The sequence below is a fragment of the Secundilactobacillus odoratitofui DSM 19909 = JCM 15043 genome (genome assembly GCF_001434895.1).
Classification (GTDB): Bacteria; Bacillota; Bacilli; order Lactobacillales; family Lactobacillaceae; genus Secundilactobacillus; species Secundilactobacillus odoratitofui.
Window position 1 is genome coordinate 1 of the sequence record NZ_AZEE01000030.1, and the last position, 17,829, is coordinate 17,829.

The 17,829-nt window shown below is 45.9% G+C and carries 19 protein-coding genes and 1 pseudogene; 13 read left to right on the top strand and 7 right to left on the bottom strand.

The features are described from left to right. A partial coding sequence (locus FD04_RS10205; protein ID WP_156660453.1) for an LPXTG cell wall anchor domain-containing protein occupies positions 1-1,173 on the top strand: 1,173 nt, incomplete at its 5' end. A gap of 99 nt (positions 1,174-1,272) precedes the next feature. Here FD04_RS10205 and FD04_RS10210 read toward each other — a convergent pair. After that, entirely contained in the window at positions 1,273-2,934 is a 1,662-nt protein-coding gene (locus FD04_RS10210; RefSeq protein WP_054700501.1) for a peptide ABC transporter substrate-binding protein, read from the bottom strand. Between the two features lie 117 nt (positions 2,935-3,051). Between FD04_RS10210 and FD04_RS10215 the strand changes: the two genes are divergently transcribed. From FD04_RS10215 to FD04_RS10240, 7 genes are all read left to right on the top strand, one after another. After that, positions 3,052-3,864, top strand: a complete 813-nt coding sequence (locus tag FD04_RS10215) for a MerR family transcriptional regulator (RefSeq protein WP_054700504.1) — start codon at positions 3,052-3,054, stop codon at positions 3,862-3,864. A gap of 4 nt (positions 3,865-3,868) precedes the next feature. Beyond that, complete coding sequence (mutY, locus tag FD04_RS10220; RefSeq protein WP_054700508.1) at positions 3,869-4,993, top strand: A/G-specific adenine glycosylase; 1,125 nt, start codon at positions 3,869-3,871, stop codon at positions 4,991-4,993. 231 nt (positions 4,994-5,224) lie between these two features. Beyond that, a complete protein-coding gene (locus tag FD04_RS10225) occupies positions 5,225-6,691 on the top strand; it encodes an MDR family MFS transporter (protein WP_056948675.1) in 1,467 nt (488 codons plus the stop codon). A 1-nt stretch (position 6,692) separates the two neighbouring features. Further along, positions 6,693-7,193 carry a DUF4811 domain-containing protein gene (locus FD04_RS10230; protein WP_054700511.1) on the top strand — a complete coding sequence of 167 codons (501 nt, stop codon included), beginning with the start codon at positions 6,693-6,695 and terminating at the stop codon, positions 7,191-7,193. A gap of 49 nt (positions 7,194-7,242) precedes the next feature. After that, on the top strand, positions 7,243-7,560 hold the full coding sequence (locus FD04_RS10235; protein WP_054700514.1) for a hypothetical protein: 318 nt from the start codon (positions 7,243-7,245) through the stop codon (positions 7,558-7,560). A 31-nt stretch (positions 7,561-7,591) separates the two neighbouring features. Then, positions 7,592-7,768 carry a hypothetical protein gene (locus FD04_RS12825; RefSeq protein ID WP_235805690.1) on the top strand — a complete coding sequence of 59 codons (177 nt, stop codon included), beginning with the start codon at positions 7,592-7,594 and terminating at the stop codon, positions 7,766-7,768. 115 nt (positions 7,769-7,883) lie between these two features. Beyond that, positions 7,884-8,084 carry a cold-shock protein gene (locus tag FD04_RS10240; protein ID WP_034528790.1) on the top strand — a complete coding sequence of 67 codons (201 nt, stop codon included), beginning with the start codon at positions 7,884-7,886 and terminating at the stop codon, positions 8,082-8,084. Positions 8,085-8,806: 722 nt separating this feature from the next. On the opposite strand, the gene FD04_RS10245 is transcribed toward FD04_RS10240, so the two are convergent. Both FD04_RS10245 and FD04_RS10250 read right to left on the bottom strand, forming a co-directional pair. Continuing rightward, positions 8,807-9,481, bottom strand: a complete 675-nt coding sequence (locus FD04_RS10245; protein ID WP_056948677.1) for an amino acid ABC transporter permease — start codon at positions 9,479-9,481, stop codon at positions 8,807-8,809. A 13-nt stretch (positions 9,482-9,494) separates the two neighbouring features. Beyond that, positions 9,495-10,346: a transporter substrate-binding domain-containing protein gene (locus FD04_RS10250; RefSeq protein ID WP_056948679.1), complete on the bottom strand. Its 852-nt coding sequence runs from the start codon at positions 10,344-10,346 to the stop codon at positions 9,495-9,497. Positions 10,347-10,519: 173 nt separating this feature from the next. On the opposite strand from FD04_RS10250, the gene FD04_RS10255 reads away from it, so the two are divergent. From FD04_RS10255 to FD04_RS10265, 4 genes and pseudogenes are all read left to right on the top strand, one after another. Further along, positions 10,520-11,230 (top strand): NAD(P)H-dependent oxidoreductase, encoded by a 711-nt coding sequence (locus FD04_RS10255; protein ID WP_235805691.1) that lies wholly within the window; start codon positions 10,520-10,522, stop codon positions 11,228-11,230. Next, positions 11,230-11,406: a hypothetical protein gene (locus FD04_RS12505; RefSeq protein WP_156660454.1), complete on the top strand. Its 177-nt coding sequence runs from the start codon at positions 11,230-11,232 to the stop codon at positions 11,404-11,406. Before FD04_RS10255 ends, FD04_RS12505 begins: the two co-directional genes overlap by 1 nt. Before the next feature lie 66 nt (positions 11,407-11,472). After that, positions 11,473-11,796, top strand: a pseudogene (locus tag FD04_RS10260) (DMT family transporter); the annotation flags it as partial. A 12-nt stretch (positions 11,797-11,808) separates the two neighbouring features. Next, positions 11,809-12,189, top strand: coding sequence for a DMT family transporter (locus tag FD04_RS10265; RefSeq protein WP_056948682.1), 381 nt, complete (start codon positions 11,809-11,811; stop codon positions 12,187-12,189). Positions 12,190-12,785: 596 nt separating this feature from the next. On the opposite strand, the gene thiD is transcribed toward FD04_RS10265, so the two are convergent. The 3 genes from thiD to FD04_RS10280 all read right to left on the bottom strand — a co-directional run bounded on the left by thiD (position 12,786) and on the right by FD04_RS10280 (position 15,676). Beyond that, positions 12,786-13,598, bottom strand: coding sequence for a bifunctional hydroxymethylpyrimidine kinase/phosphomethylpyrimidine kinase (thiD, locus tag FD04_RS10270; protein WP_056948683.1), 813 nt, complete (start codon positions 13,596-13,598; stop codon positions 12,786-12,788). A gap of 109 nt (positions 13,599-13,707) precedes the next feature. Further along, positions 13,708-14,388: a potassium channel family protein gene (locus FD04_RS10275; protein WP_056948685.1), complete on the bottom strand. Its 681-nt coding sequence runs from the start codon at positions 14,386-14,388 to the stop codon at positions 13,708-13,710. Further along, positions 14,381-15,676 carry a TrkH family potassium uptake protein gene (locus FD04_RS10280; RefSeq protein ID WP_056949076.1) on the bottom strand — a complete coding sequence of 432 codons (1,296 nt, stop codon included), beginning with the start codon at positions 15,674-15,676 and terminating at the stop codon, positions 14,381-14,383. Before FD04_RS10280 ends, FD04_RS10275 begins: the two co-directional genes overlap by 8 nt. Positions 15,677-15,968: 292 nt before the next feature. On the opposite strand from FD04_RS10280, the gene codA reads away from it, so the two are divergent. Then, positions 15,969-17,207: a cytosine deaminase gene (gene codA, locus FD04_RS10285; RefSeq protein ID WP_056948686.1), complete on the top strand. Its 1,239-nt coding sequence runs from the start codon at positions 15,969-15,971 to the stop codon at positions 17,205-17,207. A gap of 111 nt (positions 17,208-17,318) precedes the next feature. Here codA and FD04_RS10290 read toward each other — a convergent pair whose 3' ends face one another. Continuing rightward, complete coding sequence (locus FD04_RS10290) at positions 17,319-17,786, bottom strand: hypothetical protein (protein ID WP_056948689.1); 468 nt, start codon at positions 17,784-17,786, stop codon at positions 17,319-17,321. Positions 17,787-17,829: the final 43 nt, after the last annotated feature.

Sequence of the window (17,829 nt, forward strand, 5' to 3'; positions counted from 1 at the left end):
AAGACCATGACGCAAACGGGTCCAGCACTTTCAGTTGATCCAAAGGATTACTACGTCATCACACCAACCAAAGACCCTGATGGTGGGACAACCATCACCAAGACCGATGGTTCCGGTGCAATCACCCAAATCGTCAAGAACTGGCCTGACGGCGACAAGACGGTAATCGACATCGATACAGATACGAACGTCGTTACCACGACTGAGACACCAAAAGGTCAACCAAGCTTGACACCAGTTAAGATCAACCCAGGCGATACAACTACGACTGGCAAGACCACGATTACCAACAATGAACCAACCAGTATCACGATCATCCACAAGACGACTGGTACGGACACAGAAGGTAATCCAACAACTGGTACAGATGGTGAGACGGTGACAACTCCAGAAGGAACGCGGACTTACAGCAAGTCTGGCAGTCCGGCACCTGTATTTACCACTAAGGACGGTTACTACGTCAACACCACAACCAACGATCCTGATGGTGGTACTACAATCACCAGAACCGATGGTGGCGGTGCGGTAACGCAAGTCACGAAGAACTGGCCTGATGGTGATAAGACAGTGGTTACGATTGATAAGACCGGTAACGCAGTCTTTACCGAGACGCCTAAAGGGAAACCAAGCTTACCTAGTCAAACCGTTGCGCCTGGTGGGACAACCACCATTGGCAAGACCACGTTGACGAACAATGAGCCGACTGGTGCGGTCACCTTAACGCATCAAACGACGACTGGTAAGACGATTGAAACCGTTGATCACGATGGTACTATTACGGTAACAATGGTGACTAATCCAGTTTCTGGAAATGGTGAGAACACCACTACGACTGGAACTGATACGGATACCACGACGACCAACAACGAAACCGGCACTGATGTAGACGGTGGCACCGCGGTTGCACAACCAACACAGACTACTGGTACTGAAACAACCGGTACTAAAGTTGAAGCAGGTCAAGCAGTCGCAGCAACCAACAATGATCAAACTGCTTCAGTGAGTGAGTCAAACGCAACTGTTTCAACTCACAATGCTAAAGCAACTGATCAAGGTAAGTTGCCACAAACTAACGAGCAAGAAGGTGCAGAGGGTGCAGTTATTGGCCTTGGCTTACTCGGCGGCTTGTTAGCAGCACTAGGATTGAAGCGCCGTAAGCGTGATGATGAGTAATCAACGCTAAACAATCTTCAATTTAGTAACACAAAAACGACTTATCGACATCCTATTCACAGGATGTTGATAAGCCGTTTTTTGTTTGAATATTGATTACTATTTGACCATGTAGGCACTCTTATAATCGTTCACGACACCACTGATATTATGCACAACACCGTTTAATTTGGCATCGGTGAGGTAGCTGTCGGCTTGCTGATAGAGTGGCGTGATGGCTTGCTGGGTCATCAGCAGCTTTTCTGCCGTTAGCATCTGCTCCCAACGGGTTTGGGCGTTGCCGTTTTGGCTATCACTGATTTGATCCACGAGCTCGTTATAGGTTTGATTTTGCCAATGGCCGTAGTTGTGACGGCTATTGTCCGTCATGATTTGGAGGAAAGTGAGCGGATCTGGGTAATCGGCACCCCAGCCACTTAAGAGTAGTTCATAGTGCCCCTGGGTGGCCTGTTTGGTCAGTTGCTTGGACGGGATGGTGTTTAAATTAATGGTGAGGCCGTTAAGCCGTTTCATTAACTGTTGCTTGATATTGGTACCCACTTTTAGACTGACGAGGTCGTTTGGAATCGTCAGCGTGAGGGTGAAACGAGATTGCTTGAGTTGGTTACAAGCTAGTTGCCATTCCTGCTTAGCGACACTGGGATTACCCTTGACGTAGCTTGTACCGCGCTGTTGATCAGCAAAATCTGAGTGGGTCAAATTATTCTTGCTCAGGCCAACTGTGACAAATCCTTTTGGTGGTAATGAAGCATTTTGCAAGGCGGTGTTGATCAGCAGCTTGCGGTCGATGGCGTGGGAGATGGCTAAGCGGGCATTACGATTATTGATCAGTTGCTTAGCCGACTTGTTGGCTGTGTTAAAATTGTAGTTGATGTCTCGCATCAAAGAGAAGGGCCGGACCACGTAATCAGTGCGGTCCTCATTGGCTGGAATCTGAGCGCCAATCAATTGTGTTTCAGCAATCTTACCCGCGTTAAATGCTTTGAGGCTGGCCGCTGGTGATTTTTGCGTGGTAATCGTTAATCGCTTAAGGTAGACGTGGGCCTTGTCCCAATAGTAAGGATTTGGTACCAGGGTTCGTGTTTTACTGTCCGCTTTCCAGTGAACCAGTTTAAATGGGCCACTGTAGAGTTGCGTATCAGCACTCATCCCGTAACGATTACCATATCGGTCGACCATCGCTTTGTGTTGCGGTGCGAACAGTGGGTAAGCCAGCAACGTTTCGAAGTAGACAATTGGGTGCGACAAGGTGACTTGCAGGCGGTGTTTTGATAACGCCTTGACACCGAGTTTGGAAACGGGTAACGTGCCTTTACGAACCTGAGTGGCGTTCTTGATACCCGTAAATAAACCGGCGTTCACTGACCGAGTTTTTGGGGCAACGCTGCGTTGCCAAGAATAGACAAAGTCACTAGCGGTGATTGGTTCACCGTCGCTCCAGCGTGCGTTTTGGCGCAAGTTGAAGGTATAGACCTTGGCGTTTTTACTGACGGTATAACTTTTAGCCAGTCCCGCATTGACATGACTGTTTTTCCCTAACCGAAACAGCCCTTCTGTGGAACTTCGCAGCTTAGTAAAACTGGCCACTTTTGAAATATCGACAGTGCTGAGTGGCGACTGTTCTGTAATCGTCACGGTTTGGTTTTGCGACATAATGCCTTTACTGTCAGACGTTTTATTTGAATTTGCGAGTTGACTGGTGCAGGCTGTAAGCGTCGTAAGCATGACCAGCAACCCTAAGAGTCCCAATTTGGATTTCAAGAAAACTTCCCCTCGCCTTCCGGATTCTATCTGACTTGATGATATAGTAGTCATGCAGATGGTGCAAGAACCGGCGAGCATTTTACACATCATTTTAATTACGAGAGGTGACGCGTTTTGCATGAATCGCAACGACTTTCCGCAGGTCAATTTGCCCAATTGCTGCAGATTGATCGACACGAATTAGATCACTTAGACGTTCTGGGGTGGTTCGTCCCAGCAGAGCGGGATAAAAATGGCAGACGGACCTATTATTTATCACAAATCAATGAATGGTTATCGCTGCAAACGACGCTCAATCTAAAACGAGATCTACGGCTAGACACGACGACTAAACCAAACGAAGCAGACCACTTAGCGGTGCTCAAACAACAACAGGCACTGGTTGATCAATTACTTGGACAGTTAAACGTGGCTCAGAGTCAAATTGCCCAGGAAATTACCGGCCATGAAACTGCACAGCGAGCGATTGCGGACGAAGTCACCATTGTTAATCGGCCAACGGTGGGACTGTTGACTACTGACGTACCAGAGGCGACGCCAACGTTAACCGCCGTTATGCAGCAACATGTGCAGCACGTGTTAAAAACAATGCCACAACCGCCCGTCAATTTAACAATTGGTCGGGTGCACCCGAAACACGCTTTAATGGAAGGGGATGCCGACCAGTTGACCACTTTGTACACGCCGTTGACGTTTGGTAGTCAGACGCAACCGGACCAAACTTTGACAACCGGTCGCTATGTGATTGCCTACCACCATTTGGATCAGCCACTATTACACGGGTATGATCAACTGATGACGTTCGCCAAGGCCCATGGTTTGACCCTGGGCGCTGCGATGTATGAGCAACCAATTATCTCAAGCTGGCAGGCTGCTGATCCTGCGCAACAGGTGGTTCGCTTGTTAATGGCAGTTAAGGAGGGGTGACGGCATGATTGAATGGTCACAAACTCAAATCAAGGCCTTCCGAAAAACGCTACTCGACTGGTATGACGCTCATGGTCGTGATTTACCGTGGCGCAGAGATCACGACCCGTACCACGTCTGGATTTCAGAAATTATGCTACAACAGACGCAAGTTCAAACGGTGATTCCCTACTATGAACGTTTCATGGCGACTTTTCCGACGGTTGAGGCATTGGCTGAAGCGGATGAAGCCGTGTTGATGAAAGCCTGGGAGGGGTTAGGCTACTACTCACGGGCCCGTAATTTACAACGCGCTGCTAAGCAATTGGTTGAGGACTACCACGGCGTCTGGCCTCAAACAGTAGATGGCTTGAAGGCCTTATCTGGTATTGGGCCATATACGGCGGGCGCAATTGCCAGCATTGCCTTTGATCAACCCGTACCAGCTGTGGATGGCAACGCCTTTCGGGTGTTTGCCCGCTTGTTAAAAATTGACGCCGATATCGCACAACCAAAGACCCGCCAATTATTCGAACAAGTGATCAGTCGCATTATTGATCCGCAGCGACCTGGCGATTTCAATCAGGCCATTATGGACTTGGGGTCCAGCTATATGACCGCTAAGCAACCTGATTCAGCCAATTCACCAGTGAAGGCCTTTAATCAGGCTTATTTGGACGGTGTTGAAGAACGGTACCCGGTTAAGGCCAAAAAGCCGAGACCAGTTAAGCAGTATTTTTATGGTCTCGTCATTCAACACGACCAACAGTTTTTGATGCAACAGCGGCCAAGTAACGGCCTATTAGCCAACTTCTGGACGTTTCCCTTGGTGGCGCAAGAAGAGGCCTTAAAACTAAGTGAAACGCCCGAATTAGTCACACCCGAGGAGCAACTTCAACTAGTCGAGCAATTGGTTCAACAATCGTATGGGCTAACTGTCCACGTTGTGCCGATGGGTGGCCGACCAGTAACCCATACTTTTACTCATCGTCAATGGCACGTGACATTATTGAACGCGACGCTTGATAAAGACGCTGACCTAAGTTATTTTCCAGGCAAGTGGCTCAGTCGAGATGAATTGGCGCAAATTGCATTACCCAAGTTACAGGAAAAATTGTTTAATCGAATCGATTCAATCACGAAAGCCTAGTAGATGACTTGTTTCTTTTTTAAGATGTGGTCTATAATAAGGTGATGTCTTTGTTAGGAAGCTAGCAAAGTACGGCCAATCACCGCCTTTGCGAGTAAAACAGACAGTCAGTAACCATTAGTTGGACGAAGATGTACAACTAATGGTCTACGTGGCTGTTTTCTTTTGGCAAGAAATTGCGTTAACAAGCACATAGTTTACGATTCAAAATTTATTTAAGAGGTGACACATATGGACAGCGAAGCACTTGAAACTGGTCGGCCAGTTGATCAAAACGGTCGACCGTATAATCGGTTAGCACTTGTGCTGACCCTTTTGATTGGGACGTTTAGTACCTTTTTAACATCAACCATGTTGACAACGGCGTTTCCAACTTTAATGAAATCATTTTCAATCTCAGCTAACACGGTTCAGTGGCTCACCACTGGATTCATGTTGGTGATGGGGATTGTGATTCCGATTACCGGATTTTTCTTACAACGATTCGATTCACGTAAATTGTACTTATCAGCTATTTTAATTTTCTTTGCCGGTACGGTTTTGTGTTATTTTGCGACGAGTTTTTGGACGATTTTGATTGGTCGTTTAATTCAAGCGTCAGGGGTGGGGATTACCGCGCCGGTTTATCAAACCATCATGACGTCGATTTTTCCACCATCGAAACGTGGTGCAGCCATGGGGTCCGCCGGGATCGTGATTGGATTGGCGCCAGCGATTGGGCCAACGTTTTCCGGCTGGTTACTGATTCACTATTCGTGGCAGATGCTTTTTTTGTCGATCATGCCAATCTCCATGGTTGTCTTGGTCATGGGCTGGTTTACACTGCGTAAGGTGTTGCCGACTAAAAAAGCCCCAATTGACTGGTTATCCGTTTTAATGTCAGTCGTTGGGTTTGGGTCAATGCTGTTTGCCTTCTCGTCAGTTGGTGATTATCAGTGGACGGACCCAATCGTCTACGTCACACTAACGGTCGGCGTGATTGTTGTCGGACTGTTTGTTTGGCGGTCACTCAAAATTAAGAACCCACTCTTGCAGTTTAAAGTTTTTGAACACCCTGAATTTACGTTGTCAGCGATCTTGGTGGCGGTATCGTTTATGTCAATGAACGGCTTTACGCTGGTGCTGCCGTTGTACTTACAAACGGTTAGAGGCGAGTCACCGCTGGCTTCTGGGTTAACGCTTTTACCTGGTGCCATCGTGATTGGGGCGATGAACCCAATCACCGGTCGCATTTTTGACCGCTTAGGGGCGCGTAACATGGCAATCACTGGTATGTTATTGCTGACGGTGACGACTGCAGCCTTCATTCCGATTACGGCAACAACGCCAGTTATTGATATTGTTTGCCTGTACACGGTTCGAATGTTTGGTATTTCGATGGTTATGATGCCAGTGACGACTACTGGGATGAACGCCTTACCCCTGACTTTGATTGGTGACGGAACGGTTGTCAACAACACTGCCCGACAAGTATTCGCTTCCATGGGGACCGCTGTTTTGGTTTCAGTCATGTCAAACGTCACGGCAAATCACACGCCGGAACAAGTTGTTGCACATGCAACACCAATTTTATTTAAGAAATTAGCGTTGCAAGCTAACGTGGTTGGGTTTCGGTACGCATTTGCGATTGCCACGGCTTTTGCAGTGCTTGGACTTTTGTTGACCTTCTTCTTGAAGGAACGTCGGGAGGTGAACTAAGATGGTCGCTATTTTACTATTTGTGGGGGCAATCTTATTTGCCTCAAGTATGATTTTTATGCACTCAGGTACGGCTAAAGTCGTCTGGGTCACCGTGGGCCTGGTGCTGACATTGGGCAGCATTGTCTTGATTATTCTCAATTATAATCAGTACCTGGGTATGAAACAGGTGACAACTACTACAACGGTGCCCTTAACGTCTAGTTCACCGAAGCAAAAACAAGTGTTGTTATACCGACAGTTAGGCACTAAAAACGAGCGGGTTTATCTGTACCGAACTAATCCACTTGATAAAACGATGAAACGCACGAATCCAGCGACTGGAAAAGTGATCGTTAAACATGGTGCACGCTATAATCGAGTGGTTATCAAGAAAACTTATCGCGTCTATCGCAACGAAGAGTATCGATTATTGTTTAGTGCAGGCGTTCCCAATCACCAATTTATCAGTCAAACTTGGCAGTTTAATTTACAGTCAGGTTGGCTGGTTAAACCGGTGTAAGTTAGTGTATAATGGGCTCAACGAAAATTAGGAATTGGAGGAGCCGTTGATGGATAACGTATTCGATGTACTAAAGATGATGACGGTCAATCACAATGGAATTGCAGGAACACAGATTGTGGTGACCGACCTTGAGGGAAAGCCCAATGGTCTGCTGACGGATCTTTTGAGAGACACAATTGGCAATATGCGTTTATTCATTGATATGGCTTCGGTAGATTCAGCGGATGAAGTTCTAGCTGAGTTGGGGGATTGCACACCGTTACCTGACGATGTTTTAGATGAATACGCTAAGATTTTGAAGGAACCAATTGCGGGCATTAATTTTGCGCCTCAAAAACAGATGATTGAAGTTTTGATTCGTTAGAAAAAGGTAATCAACGATTAATCAAATGATAATGAAAAACAGTTTGAATCTTGTGTGTGATTTGACGGTCAATCTAGAGATGAACGATGATGCTGAGAGCGCTTTACATCAAGTGGCAGTTGGTAAAACGTTCAACGTGAAAATTGATGGAAATGTCGATTTTTTGGTTGATAATGGTTGCACTTTTTGGGATTTGCTGTTATTGTAATGGTAATGTATTTATGCTTCGGATTAAGGTACAACGTTCTTTTTAGAATGGCTCCTTATTCAAAAGTTTCAAATGCAAAATTTATTTGCGCATGGCGCATGGAGGTTTCATTCTAATGGAACAAGGTACTGTTAAATGGTTCAACGCTGACAAAGGTTACGGTTTTATCACTCTTGAAAACGGCTCAGATGTATTCGTACACTTCTCAGCTATCAACTCAGAAGGCTTCAAGACTCTTGAAGAAGGCCAAAAGGTAACTTTGGACGTTGAAGACGGCGACCGCGGCCCACAAGCTGCTAACGTTACTGTTGCTTAATTTTAAATTAAGCCCTGAAAAAGCACCGATCATTTGATCGGTGCTTTTTTGTTGTGTTGGTGGTTTTGAGTTTTGAAAGTATGATGGCCATTAGGATGATAGAACGCTCAATTGGAGTCTCTCGCAAGTATGTTTTACTAGGTTTTGCAGTTCGGCTTTGACATATTAACAAGTCCTGCTGAGGTGTGTTATAGCCGTGCTGTCCGATCATAAACTTTTTAACCTAATAACACATTGTGAGCCGTAGTGCAGCTGGGATTTTTGGTCCGTAGCAGTGACAAGACCTTGTTAGCGCCTTTGGCGGTTACAAGGTCTGGACGACTCAGAGACTCACGGGCTTGGTGAGGCTCTGAGTCGAGGCGAAAGACGAGGCACTCGGCTGAAGCCGGTCCCACAGCAACGGACCAAAAATCCCGGCTGCCGGAGGCGGCAGAAAAACGCAATGAACTATTGAACTGAAACTTTACGGAAGCAATACAAGGACAACATCATTCCGTTACAAATTAAGGTTAGACTGTATTCGAATAGCAAATGGCCCTACGTGAGCGATAGGGGTGTCAACTTGCTATTTGCGATGGTTGGTCACTATCGTGCAATACTCTCCCTATATCCATGTTTACAGGGCTGAAATTAAGTTGCTTGATTTCAGTACAGCAAAAAGTGATTCGAGACTACCCGTTGTTGGTGATCTCGAATCACTTTATGTCTATCACGTATAAAGGTTAACTTTCCGGAATTGCGAGGTGATGTTCTAACGCAGTTTGTCCAATCGTGATCAGCCAGCAGAAGAACCAGTAAATAATGGCAATCATGATGTAGATGGTCATGTAGTCTTGATTGGCACCAGCAACGATTTTGGCTTGCATAAACATCTCACTCACCGTAATCATGGCAGCTAATGACGTACCTTTGAAGAGGTCTAATAAGATGTTGCCTAACGCTGGAATTGCAATTCTAAAGGCTTGTGGAAAAATGACGCGTCTAACCACCTTTGAATACGGCAACCCCACGGAATAAGCCGCTTCCCACTGCCCCTTATCAACTGCTAAAAACGAGGAACGAAAGACCTCGGATACAAATGCGCTACAGTTGACCGTAAACGAAATAATGGCTGCAGGCAACGCATCGGTACCGAAACCAAAGTAAACGATGAACAGAACTACTAGCATTGGCACACCACGCATAAATGAGATAAAGGCCCGTGCAGGCCAGTGCAACAGCTTGAAATGACTCATCTGCGCCAAGGTTAAGAACAGGCCTAAGATCAGCGACAGAATGAAGCTGATTGCAGTCAGACCAATCGACATTGGAAAACCCATCAAAATCTTTGGAATCGACGAAAACGCTAAAGGTGCGTTAAAAAAATTGGGAATCGAAAAATGACTTAAAAACGACATTTAATCGCCTACTTTAGCGTTTGATGGTGAAGTTTTTCGAAATCTTCACGTTGGGTTGCTTGGAGACGTCAGCACCGTAGAATTTTTCAGAGATTTTCTTTAAAGTACCATCTTTTTTGAGACTGGCCAGAGCTTGATTTACCTGTTTAGCCAACTTTGTGTTACCTTTTTTCATCAGTATCCCAACACCTGAACCATCTTCGTTGGTGGTGAAGTACATGTTCTTTTGAATTGTTAAACCACTGTTTGGCGTAGCAGCCAGAGCGAGTTTTTGGAGATAATAATCGTTCATGATCAGATCAGTTTTACCGTTCTTGACGTCTTTTAAATAAACATCGTTTGAAACGTTGTCGTAGTTAACGACTTTAGCGCCAAGTTGCTTGGCTAATGCTTGGTAATTGGTGCCAGCTTCACCGGCTGCCTTTTTACCTTTAATATCTGCCCATGAGTGAATACCAGAATCATCCTTTTTACGCACAATGATACTGTTGAATGAATGCTTGTAAGGCGTTGAAAGGGTGTATTGTTTCTTTCGAGCAGGGGAGATACCAAAGTCATTCGCAGCCATGTCGGCCTTACCAGTTTTAACCGCTGTTAATTGGCCATCCACGTTCATCTCGGTGAACTTGACCTTGCGACCTAGTTTTTTACCAACGGCCTTGACGATTTCAACATCAAAACCAGTTAACTTGTCGGTCTTTTGATCATGATACGAAGTGGGATACAACGTACCCGACGTTGCCACCACAATTGGTGATTTATCTGCGGATGAAGAAGACTTCTTTTGACCGCACGCAGTTAACACCAGACCTAATACCAAAACTAAACCAAATAATTTAACCCAACCTAAGTTCCGTTTAATCATAAAATTAAACTTCCTTTCCCATAGAATAGTCTAAGTATAAGTTTGTGAAAACGCTTTAGCAAGCAAATGTTGCGCGTTAAACGATTAAAAAATGATGTGAATGAAAACAGCGTGCATCAAGCGTTACGCCACGATTAACTTGTGATAAGATGAAAATAATTGAAAGTAAGTATGTGAATTTTAGGGAGGTTGGGACAATCAAAACACTCGTTGTGGTAGGACACCCGCAGTTGGCAGATTCCGGTACTCAGCAATTTTTAAAGGTGGCCGCTGAATTACCCTTAGTTACTTGGCACCCAGTATCAGAGCCAGTGGCCATTGAACAAGAACAGCAATTGTTACAACAGGCTGACCGAATTATTTTGCAGTTCCCACTATACTGGTACAGTGCGCCAGCGTTATTGAAGAATTGGTTGGATCAAGTGCTGACTCGTCAATTTGCCTATCCAGCTGCAGGGGGGAACTTGGTTGGCAAGTCACTCGGCATTGTGGTCACTTTGGGTTCACCAGCTCGACAATTTAAGGCGGGTGGTGACGAGCAGTTCACCATTTCAGAGCTCATGGCACCGTTTCAGGCCTTGGCTAATAAGTTAAAAATGAACTATTTGCCGACTTTCGTGGTTGATCAGTTTGGTTATCAGTCAGAAACTGAAAAGGCTAAATTATTGATCGACTACCAACGTTATTTAACGCAGGCACCTTTGGGGCATTTTAAAGCTAAAAGTGACTGGTTGATTGAACAATTGCGTTTGCAGTTGGCGGTTGCGCCAGCCGAACAGCAACAACAACTTAACCTGATTTTGACGCAATTGCAGTCGAATCAGGATGAACTTGATGATTTACAAGCCAATTTAAAACTCGTACAGGATATGGAGGACGACTAATGGCAGAACAGACGTGGGCAACACAGCAGTTATTATCATTGGCGGCCCAGACGCCACAGTTTAAAACGCGCGCGCTTTACCTCGCACTTGCAGAACTCAGTGAAGAGCAACAGCGGCGATTGACGATTGCCCAAAATGAGTTGGACGGGCGCACTTGGAATCCCTCCCGGTGGTAATTTATTTTCACCCAACGGGCTATTTCGCGTTACACTAAAAGTAGTTAACTTTGGGAGAAATGGGATGGTATCTTGGCGTTAGGATATGGCTTTTTGGTGGCAGCAATTGTCTTTGAAATTATTAGTAGCTCTTTGCTGAAGGAAGCGGATGGTTTTCGACGCTGGCGGCCAACGGTCCTGCTGGTGATTGGTTATACCATTACGCTGTTTCTTTTCGCCAAATCACTGAATTGGCTCGATTTGGGCGTTGCATATGCACTCTGGGGCGCTGTTGGAACGCTATTTACAACACTTATCGGCATTTTGTTTTTCTCCGAACAACTTAACCGCACCAAAGTAGTCGGTGTGTCCTGCATAATCGTTGGCACCGTGCTATTAAACGTGTTGTGAGGAGGAATTGACATGCTAAAATACTACGTAGCTCTCGGTATCGCTATTTTAAGTGAAATTGCCGGGACCTTATCACTGAAACTTTCAGTTGGTTTTACTCGTTTGAGTTGGACATTATTTAGTATTGGACTGTATTTAATCATGCTGTATTGTCTTTCCTACGCAATGCGGGTGGTGCCACTAAGCGTTGCTTACGGATTGTGGACTGGCAGCGGGACTTTTTTGACGGCTATTTTAGGCGTCGTGGTTTTTCACGAAACTCTGACGATTGGCCAAATTTTTGGGCTTGTGCTACTTGTGATCGGTGTAGTTGCGCTAAACTGGTCTGGTGAGGCTGAAGAAGAACTCGATTATGAACAACTCCAAATCGACGAAAAATTCGATATCCGCTAAATAACTGGTAGTGTGTACATACCCGCCTTCGGCCGCCAGTTGACTTTTTGGCTGAGTAGCTGTGGGGCCGACTGCAACCGCTTCGCGTTTTCCGTCTCGTCTCTGAGCCTCGAAACCCGCGAGTCTCAGAAACGTCCAGTACCACTAAGTGCTTCGCACAAAGTGGTACTAGTCACTGCTACTCAGCCAAAAAGTCAACTTCTGGCACTGCGGCTACATACTGGTAAAAGTTTCTTTTGGGTCGATGCAAAAAACGATAAGCTGATGACGTCAAAGAACTGGTCAAAATTTAGCATTTTGTAACGAGAACGGAAGGCAATGTGCTTTTTTAGTTGCAGTGACAAGTTCGAGTTTGCGGTTTACCGCTTACTCGAACTGGACGTTTGTGAGACTTCGGGTTGTGAAGGCTCACAAACGAGGCGGAAGACACGTGGTTTTCGTGGCTGAAGCTGGTCCCACAGCAACTGAAAAAGCGCATTGCCTGGAGTGGCAGTGACATCCAAAAACGACATGATTACTAACATTCACGAAATAAAAAGCTCAGTCAACGAACCAGTAGTGGTTGTTGACTGAGCTTTTTAACGGATTAGACCGAATTATATTTGTTCCTGGGCTGCCCAGTGGTTAATTGGGCCAAATTTATGACCGACGTCGATTGGGGTTCCAATCGCAATGTTCACAAACCGTTTCGCTGTTCGGATGGCTTCTTCAACGGACGCGCCCTTCGCCAGTTCAGCCGCAATGCAGGCTGAGAGTGAATCGCCGGTACCATTGACGCGATCAGTATGGTGATAGGGCTCAGTGAGCCAGAAACCGTCACCAGATTCCAGTAGCACGTAATCGCGGACTTCACGTTGATTTTCATCTTGGTGATAACCTTTAGCAATCACGTTTTTGGCGCCTAAATCTTGGAGTTTATGGGCCGCTTTAACCAGGTCATCGTCACTTTTTAGTGGCATTTCGGCTAGTTTTTGCGTTTCATAAAAGTTAGGGGTGAGCACCGTTGCCAGCGGAATGAGCTCAGTCCGCATGGTTTCAAATGCAGCTTCTTCTAAGAGCATGTTGCCATGCTTAGTCATGATGACCGGATCGACCACCATGGGGCCGAAGTCATACTGGTTGTAGTTTTTGACGACGTTTCGAATTAACTCGCTATCAGCAAGCATCCCCGTTTTACAAGCGCCGACTTTAAAATCGTCAGCGATGTCCTTAAATTCTTGATCAATAAAGTCAGTTGGCAATGAATGGGCTGCGTGAATGCCGTATGAATTTCCTGCAACACACGCCGTCATGACAGAAATACCGTAGACGTCACGCGCAAAAAAAGTGTGCAGATCAGCTTGCATCCCGGCGCTACCATCACTGTCAGAACCGGCAATTGTCATTGCTTGTGGAAAGGTATTTACCATATTCTCACTCCTCTGGATGTTATGCAGACAGTTATCTGTTTTAGAATACCACGCTTTCACTAAAAATGGGGATTTGATGTGAGTCTAGTTAAGACTCGCTCGGGTTACGTTAAGAGAGTTGCGCATCACCGTTAAAGCGGTTGACGTCGACCGTGTTGCCAACGACCGAAATTAAATCGTTGAGCTGCAAGGTATCGGTTGCTTTGGGTGAGAGGTTAACTTTGCCATCGGTGGTAATTGCAATGATGTTAATGTGGTATTTGTTTCGAACGGACAACTCGGCAAGTGAGTGCCCGATGAATGCCGGGTTATCGACCTTAATTTCAGCCATGGTCACTTGATCGTTTAAAATGAGGTAATTCACGATATTAGGTTGGAGCTGGTGAAAGACAATTCGGCGTGCCATATCGCGTTCCGGCCGGACAATTTGATCCGCGCCAATTTTTTCAAGCACCCTGGCATGACTTTCGTTTTCGGCCTTGCAAATGACGTCCTTGGCACCAAGTTCTTTGACGAGTAGGGTGGCCATAATGCTGGCCTGAATGTTTTGGCCAATGGAGATGAAAACGTGGTCAAAACTACCAATTTCAAGTTCTTTTAACGTGTCTTCATCCTGAGCATCAGCAATCACCGCCCGCGTCACGATGTTGGTGAAGTCGTTGACCTTTTCTTCATCGAGATCGATTGCCAGCACTTCTTGCTTCGCTTCAACTAACGACTGACAAATGGCGCTACCGAACTGACCTAATCCGATCACGGCGTAGTTTTCACGTTGCTTTGGTTTAACCAATTAAAACACTCTCCTCTGGATACCGATAGCCAGGTTGCTGACGATCGGCGTTTAAAATTGAGAACATCACGGTGTAGAGACCAACACGACCAATAAACATTAAAAACATGATGATGAGTTTACCTAGGATGGTGAGGTGTGGTGTGAGCCCAAGTGAAATACCGGTGGTCCCGAACGCGGCTAACACCTCAAACGTCACGTATTCTAAGCCGCTATTTTTGGGAATCGGTTGCGTCGCACATAAAATGAGTGTGGCGGATGCCAGGATAATCAGTGCGACGAAAATCAAGGTTAGTGCTCGAAAAACGTTGTCTTGTGTAAAACGACGGTGGCCAAAGGTGGCATCCCGTTGACCCCGAAGAGTTGCGAGACTTTGAATCGTCAGTAAACCAATCGTCGTGGTCTTCACACCACCAGCGGTTGATCCGGGTGTCCCACCGATAAACATCAGCAGCATGGTAAAGGCGATCCCCGCAATTGAGAGGTGTTGGTAGGGAATCGTAATCAGGCCAGCGGTTCGCGGCGTTATTGCCATAAACACGGTATTAACGAGTCGTTGGAAATAGGATAATTTACCACTGAGTTGAGCCAAGTTGTTTTCACTTAAAAAGTAAACAATAATGGAGAGCCACATGATGGTGCTACCAGTGCCTAGGGCTAACTTGGTGTGTAGTGACAGTCGGCGGCACTTGGGGAATAGCAGAAGGTCTTGCCAAACTAAAAAACCGAATGAACCGGCAATAATCAGGACCGCCATCACGCTGAGTAAATAGGTATCGCCGGCATAACTTTCAAGACTGTTACCAAATAAATCAAAGCCGGCGTTACAAAAGGCCGAAACTGCGTGGAAAATACTGAACCAGAGGCCTTTACCAAATCCGAAGCGTGGATAAAAGTCGATAAATAAGAGTCCAGCACCCGTTAATTGAATAATCAACGACAGTAATAAAATCAGTTTGATGACGTTGAGTTGCGACAGGTTTTCAAGGTTTAAAGATTCCTGAGCTAACAACCTGGTGGAAAGCCGCATGCGACGTCGCATGAACAAGAACAGCATGACGGTAAAGGTCATAAAGCCAAGGCCACCAATTTCCATTAACAATAAAATCACAGTCTGACCGAACACAGACCAGTGTAGCGCGGTGTTGACCAGTGTCAGCCCCGTAACACAGGTCGCACTGGTCGCTGTAAACAACGCATCCAGTGTGGAGGTTGCGTGCCCGCTTTGGGTGGCCACAGGGAGCCGCAGTAAGAGCGTGCCAATCAAAATGATCACTAAGAACCCCATTGTCAGTGTTTTGGGGAGTGAGAGATGACGTTTATAGATACTGAACACGGCTGGGCCTCTTTTCCGAAAGTAATCTTACGATAACTATATCAGATATCTTTGTGGAATTAAAAGCAATGTGCAGTTGGTAACGATATTGTGTTTGTTACCCCACCGGATAATCGGAATGAAGGTGGGACATAACGGGTTACTCAAATTAAACAGATGTTTCAGATAAATACACCGTTGCGCAATGTTGCAATGCATAGTGTTATAATTAAACTATCTAAACTAATTCGTTGGAGGTAGTAAGATGCTGATACGGCAAGTGTCAATTGAAAACTCGGAAACGTTGAAAGACGTACGAATTGAAGATGGCAAATTTAAAGAAATCGCGGACCACATTACACCTGGACAAAGTGAGGGCTTAATTGACGGTCGCGGTAAGTTGCTCTTACCGCCGTTCGTTGACCCACACGTTCATTTGGACGCAACGCTGACTGCTGGGGATCCGGAGTGGAATCAGTCAGGGACGCTGTTTGATGGCATTCGAATCTGGTCTGCCCGGAAGCAAAAGTTAACGATTGAAGACGTTAAATCGCGTGCTACTAAGGCGCTTAAGAAGCAAGCCAGTCATGGTACCCAGTTCGTCCGTTCACATGTGGATGTCACTGACCCAGACCTCACCGCGCTCAAGGCGCTGCTGGAAGTCCGTGAAGAAGTAAAGGACTTCATCGAGCTGCAGTTGGTTGCCTTTCCTCAAGAGGGCATTTTATCGTTTCCTCATGGTAAGGAGCTGATGACTAAGGCGGCTGAAATGGGCGTCGACGTTATCGGTGGTATCCCACACTTTGAATTTAACCGTGAGTATGGGGTGGAATCATTGCACTTTGTGAGTGATTTAGCCGAAAAATACAATAAGCTCATCGACGTTCACTGTGACGAAATTGATGATCCAGCCGCCCGTGGCCTCGAAACATTAGCGACACTGGCTTACGAAACCGGGATGCATGATCAGGTCACGGCCAGTCATACAACCGCACTGGGATCTTACAATGATGCGTACGCGTACAAGCTGTTCCGCTTACTGAAAATGTCTGAGATTAATATGATTGCCAATCCACTGGTGAACACCTTCTTGGGTGGCCGTTTTGATACTTATCCGAAACGCCGTGGTATGACACGGGTTAAGGAATTAACTGAAGATGGTATTAACGTGGCCTTTGGTGAAGATGACATCAAGGATCCGTGGTACCCAATGGGTGACGGAAACATGCTTGACCCATTACACCTTGGCCTGCACGTGGCGCAAACCATGGGCTACGACCAAATTATGAAGTCATATGAATACGTCACTAAAAACGGTGCCCGGGCCATGCACATTTTGGACCATTACGGCATTGAAGCTGGCAAGGAAGCTAATTGCATTATCCTAAACCGCGATAACTTCTATGATGCCTTAAATGAACGTGCCGAAGTATTGTACTCGATTCATCATGGTCGAGTCACTGTTAAGACCCAACCACAAGAGGTTGAAACCTACTTTAATTAACTCAAAAAGGCCGCGTCCCAGTACTACGGGTGACACGGCTTTTATTATGGATTATACCTTTAGAAGGTCAAAAGAACCGACTCCTAACAGGAATCGGCTCTTTTAGACAACTTATTTAGTGGCTTTTTTCTTCGGCCGGTGGGCAGCTTGCTTTGCCTCCAAGGCTTTTTTCTTAGCTAAACGCGCTTTGTGAAGGTCGCGGAGCTGGTCTTTGAACTCTTCAATTTCATCAGCGTGATTATCCTGCCAATCTTTGAAGGTAAACTGGCTATCGGTATCGCCGGGTTTAAGGCCGGTTTGAAGCCAAAATAGTGCTTGAGTCAAACTGGAAAAGTTATGCATCCAAAGGGTTTGACCATTTTCTGAATCAAAGGCTACGTATGACTTGTAGTGCTTTTTCAGGAAAATGTGCTTACGAATTTTGAACGCTTCCCGTTTACGAGTCAGTCGGTAATCTGGTAGGATATATTGACCGGTCAATGTGAGTTCTGGGAATGATTCATTGGCTTGTGTATGTTGCTCTTTTAATAGGGCGTGGGCTTGGTCGCTGTTTATGAGCTGGGCGCGGATTTCAGACATCGATGTTCCTCCTCTAGTGGACATCAAAACAATCAGGTATGAA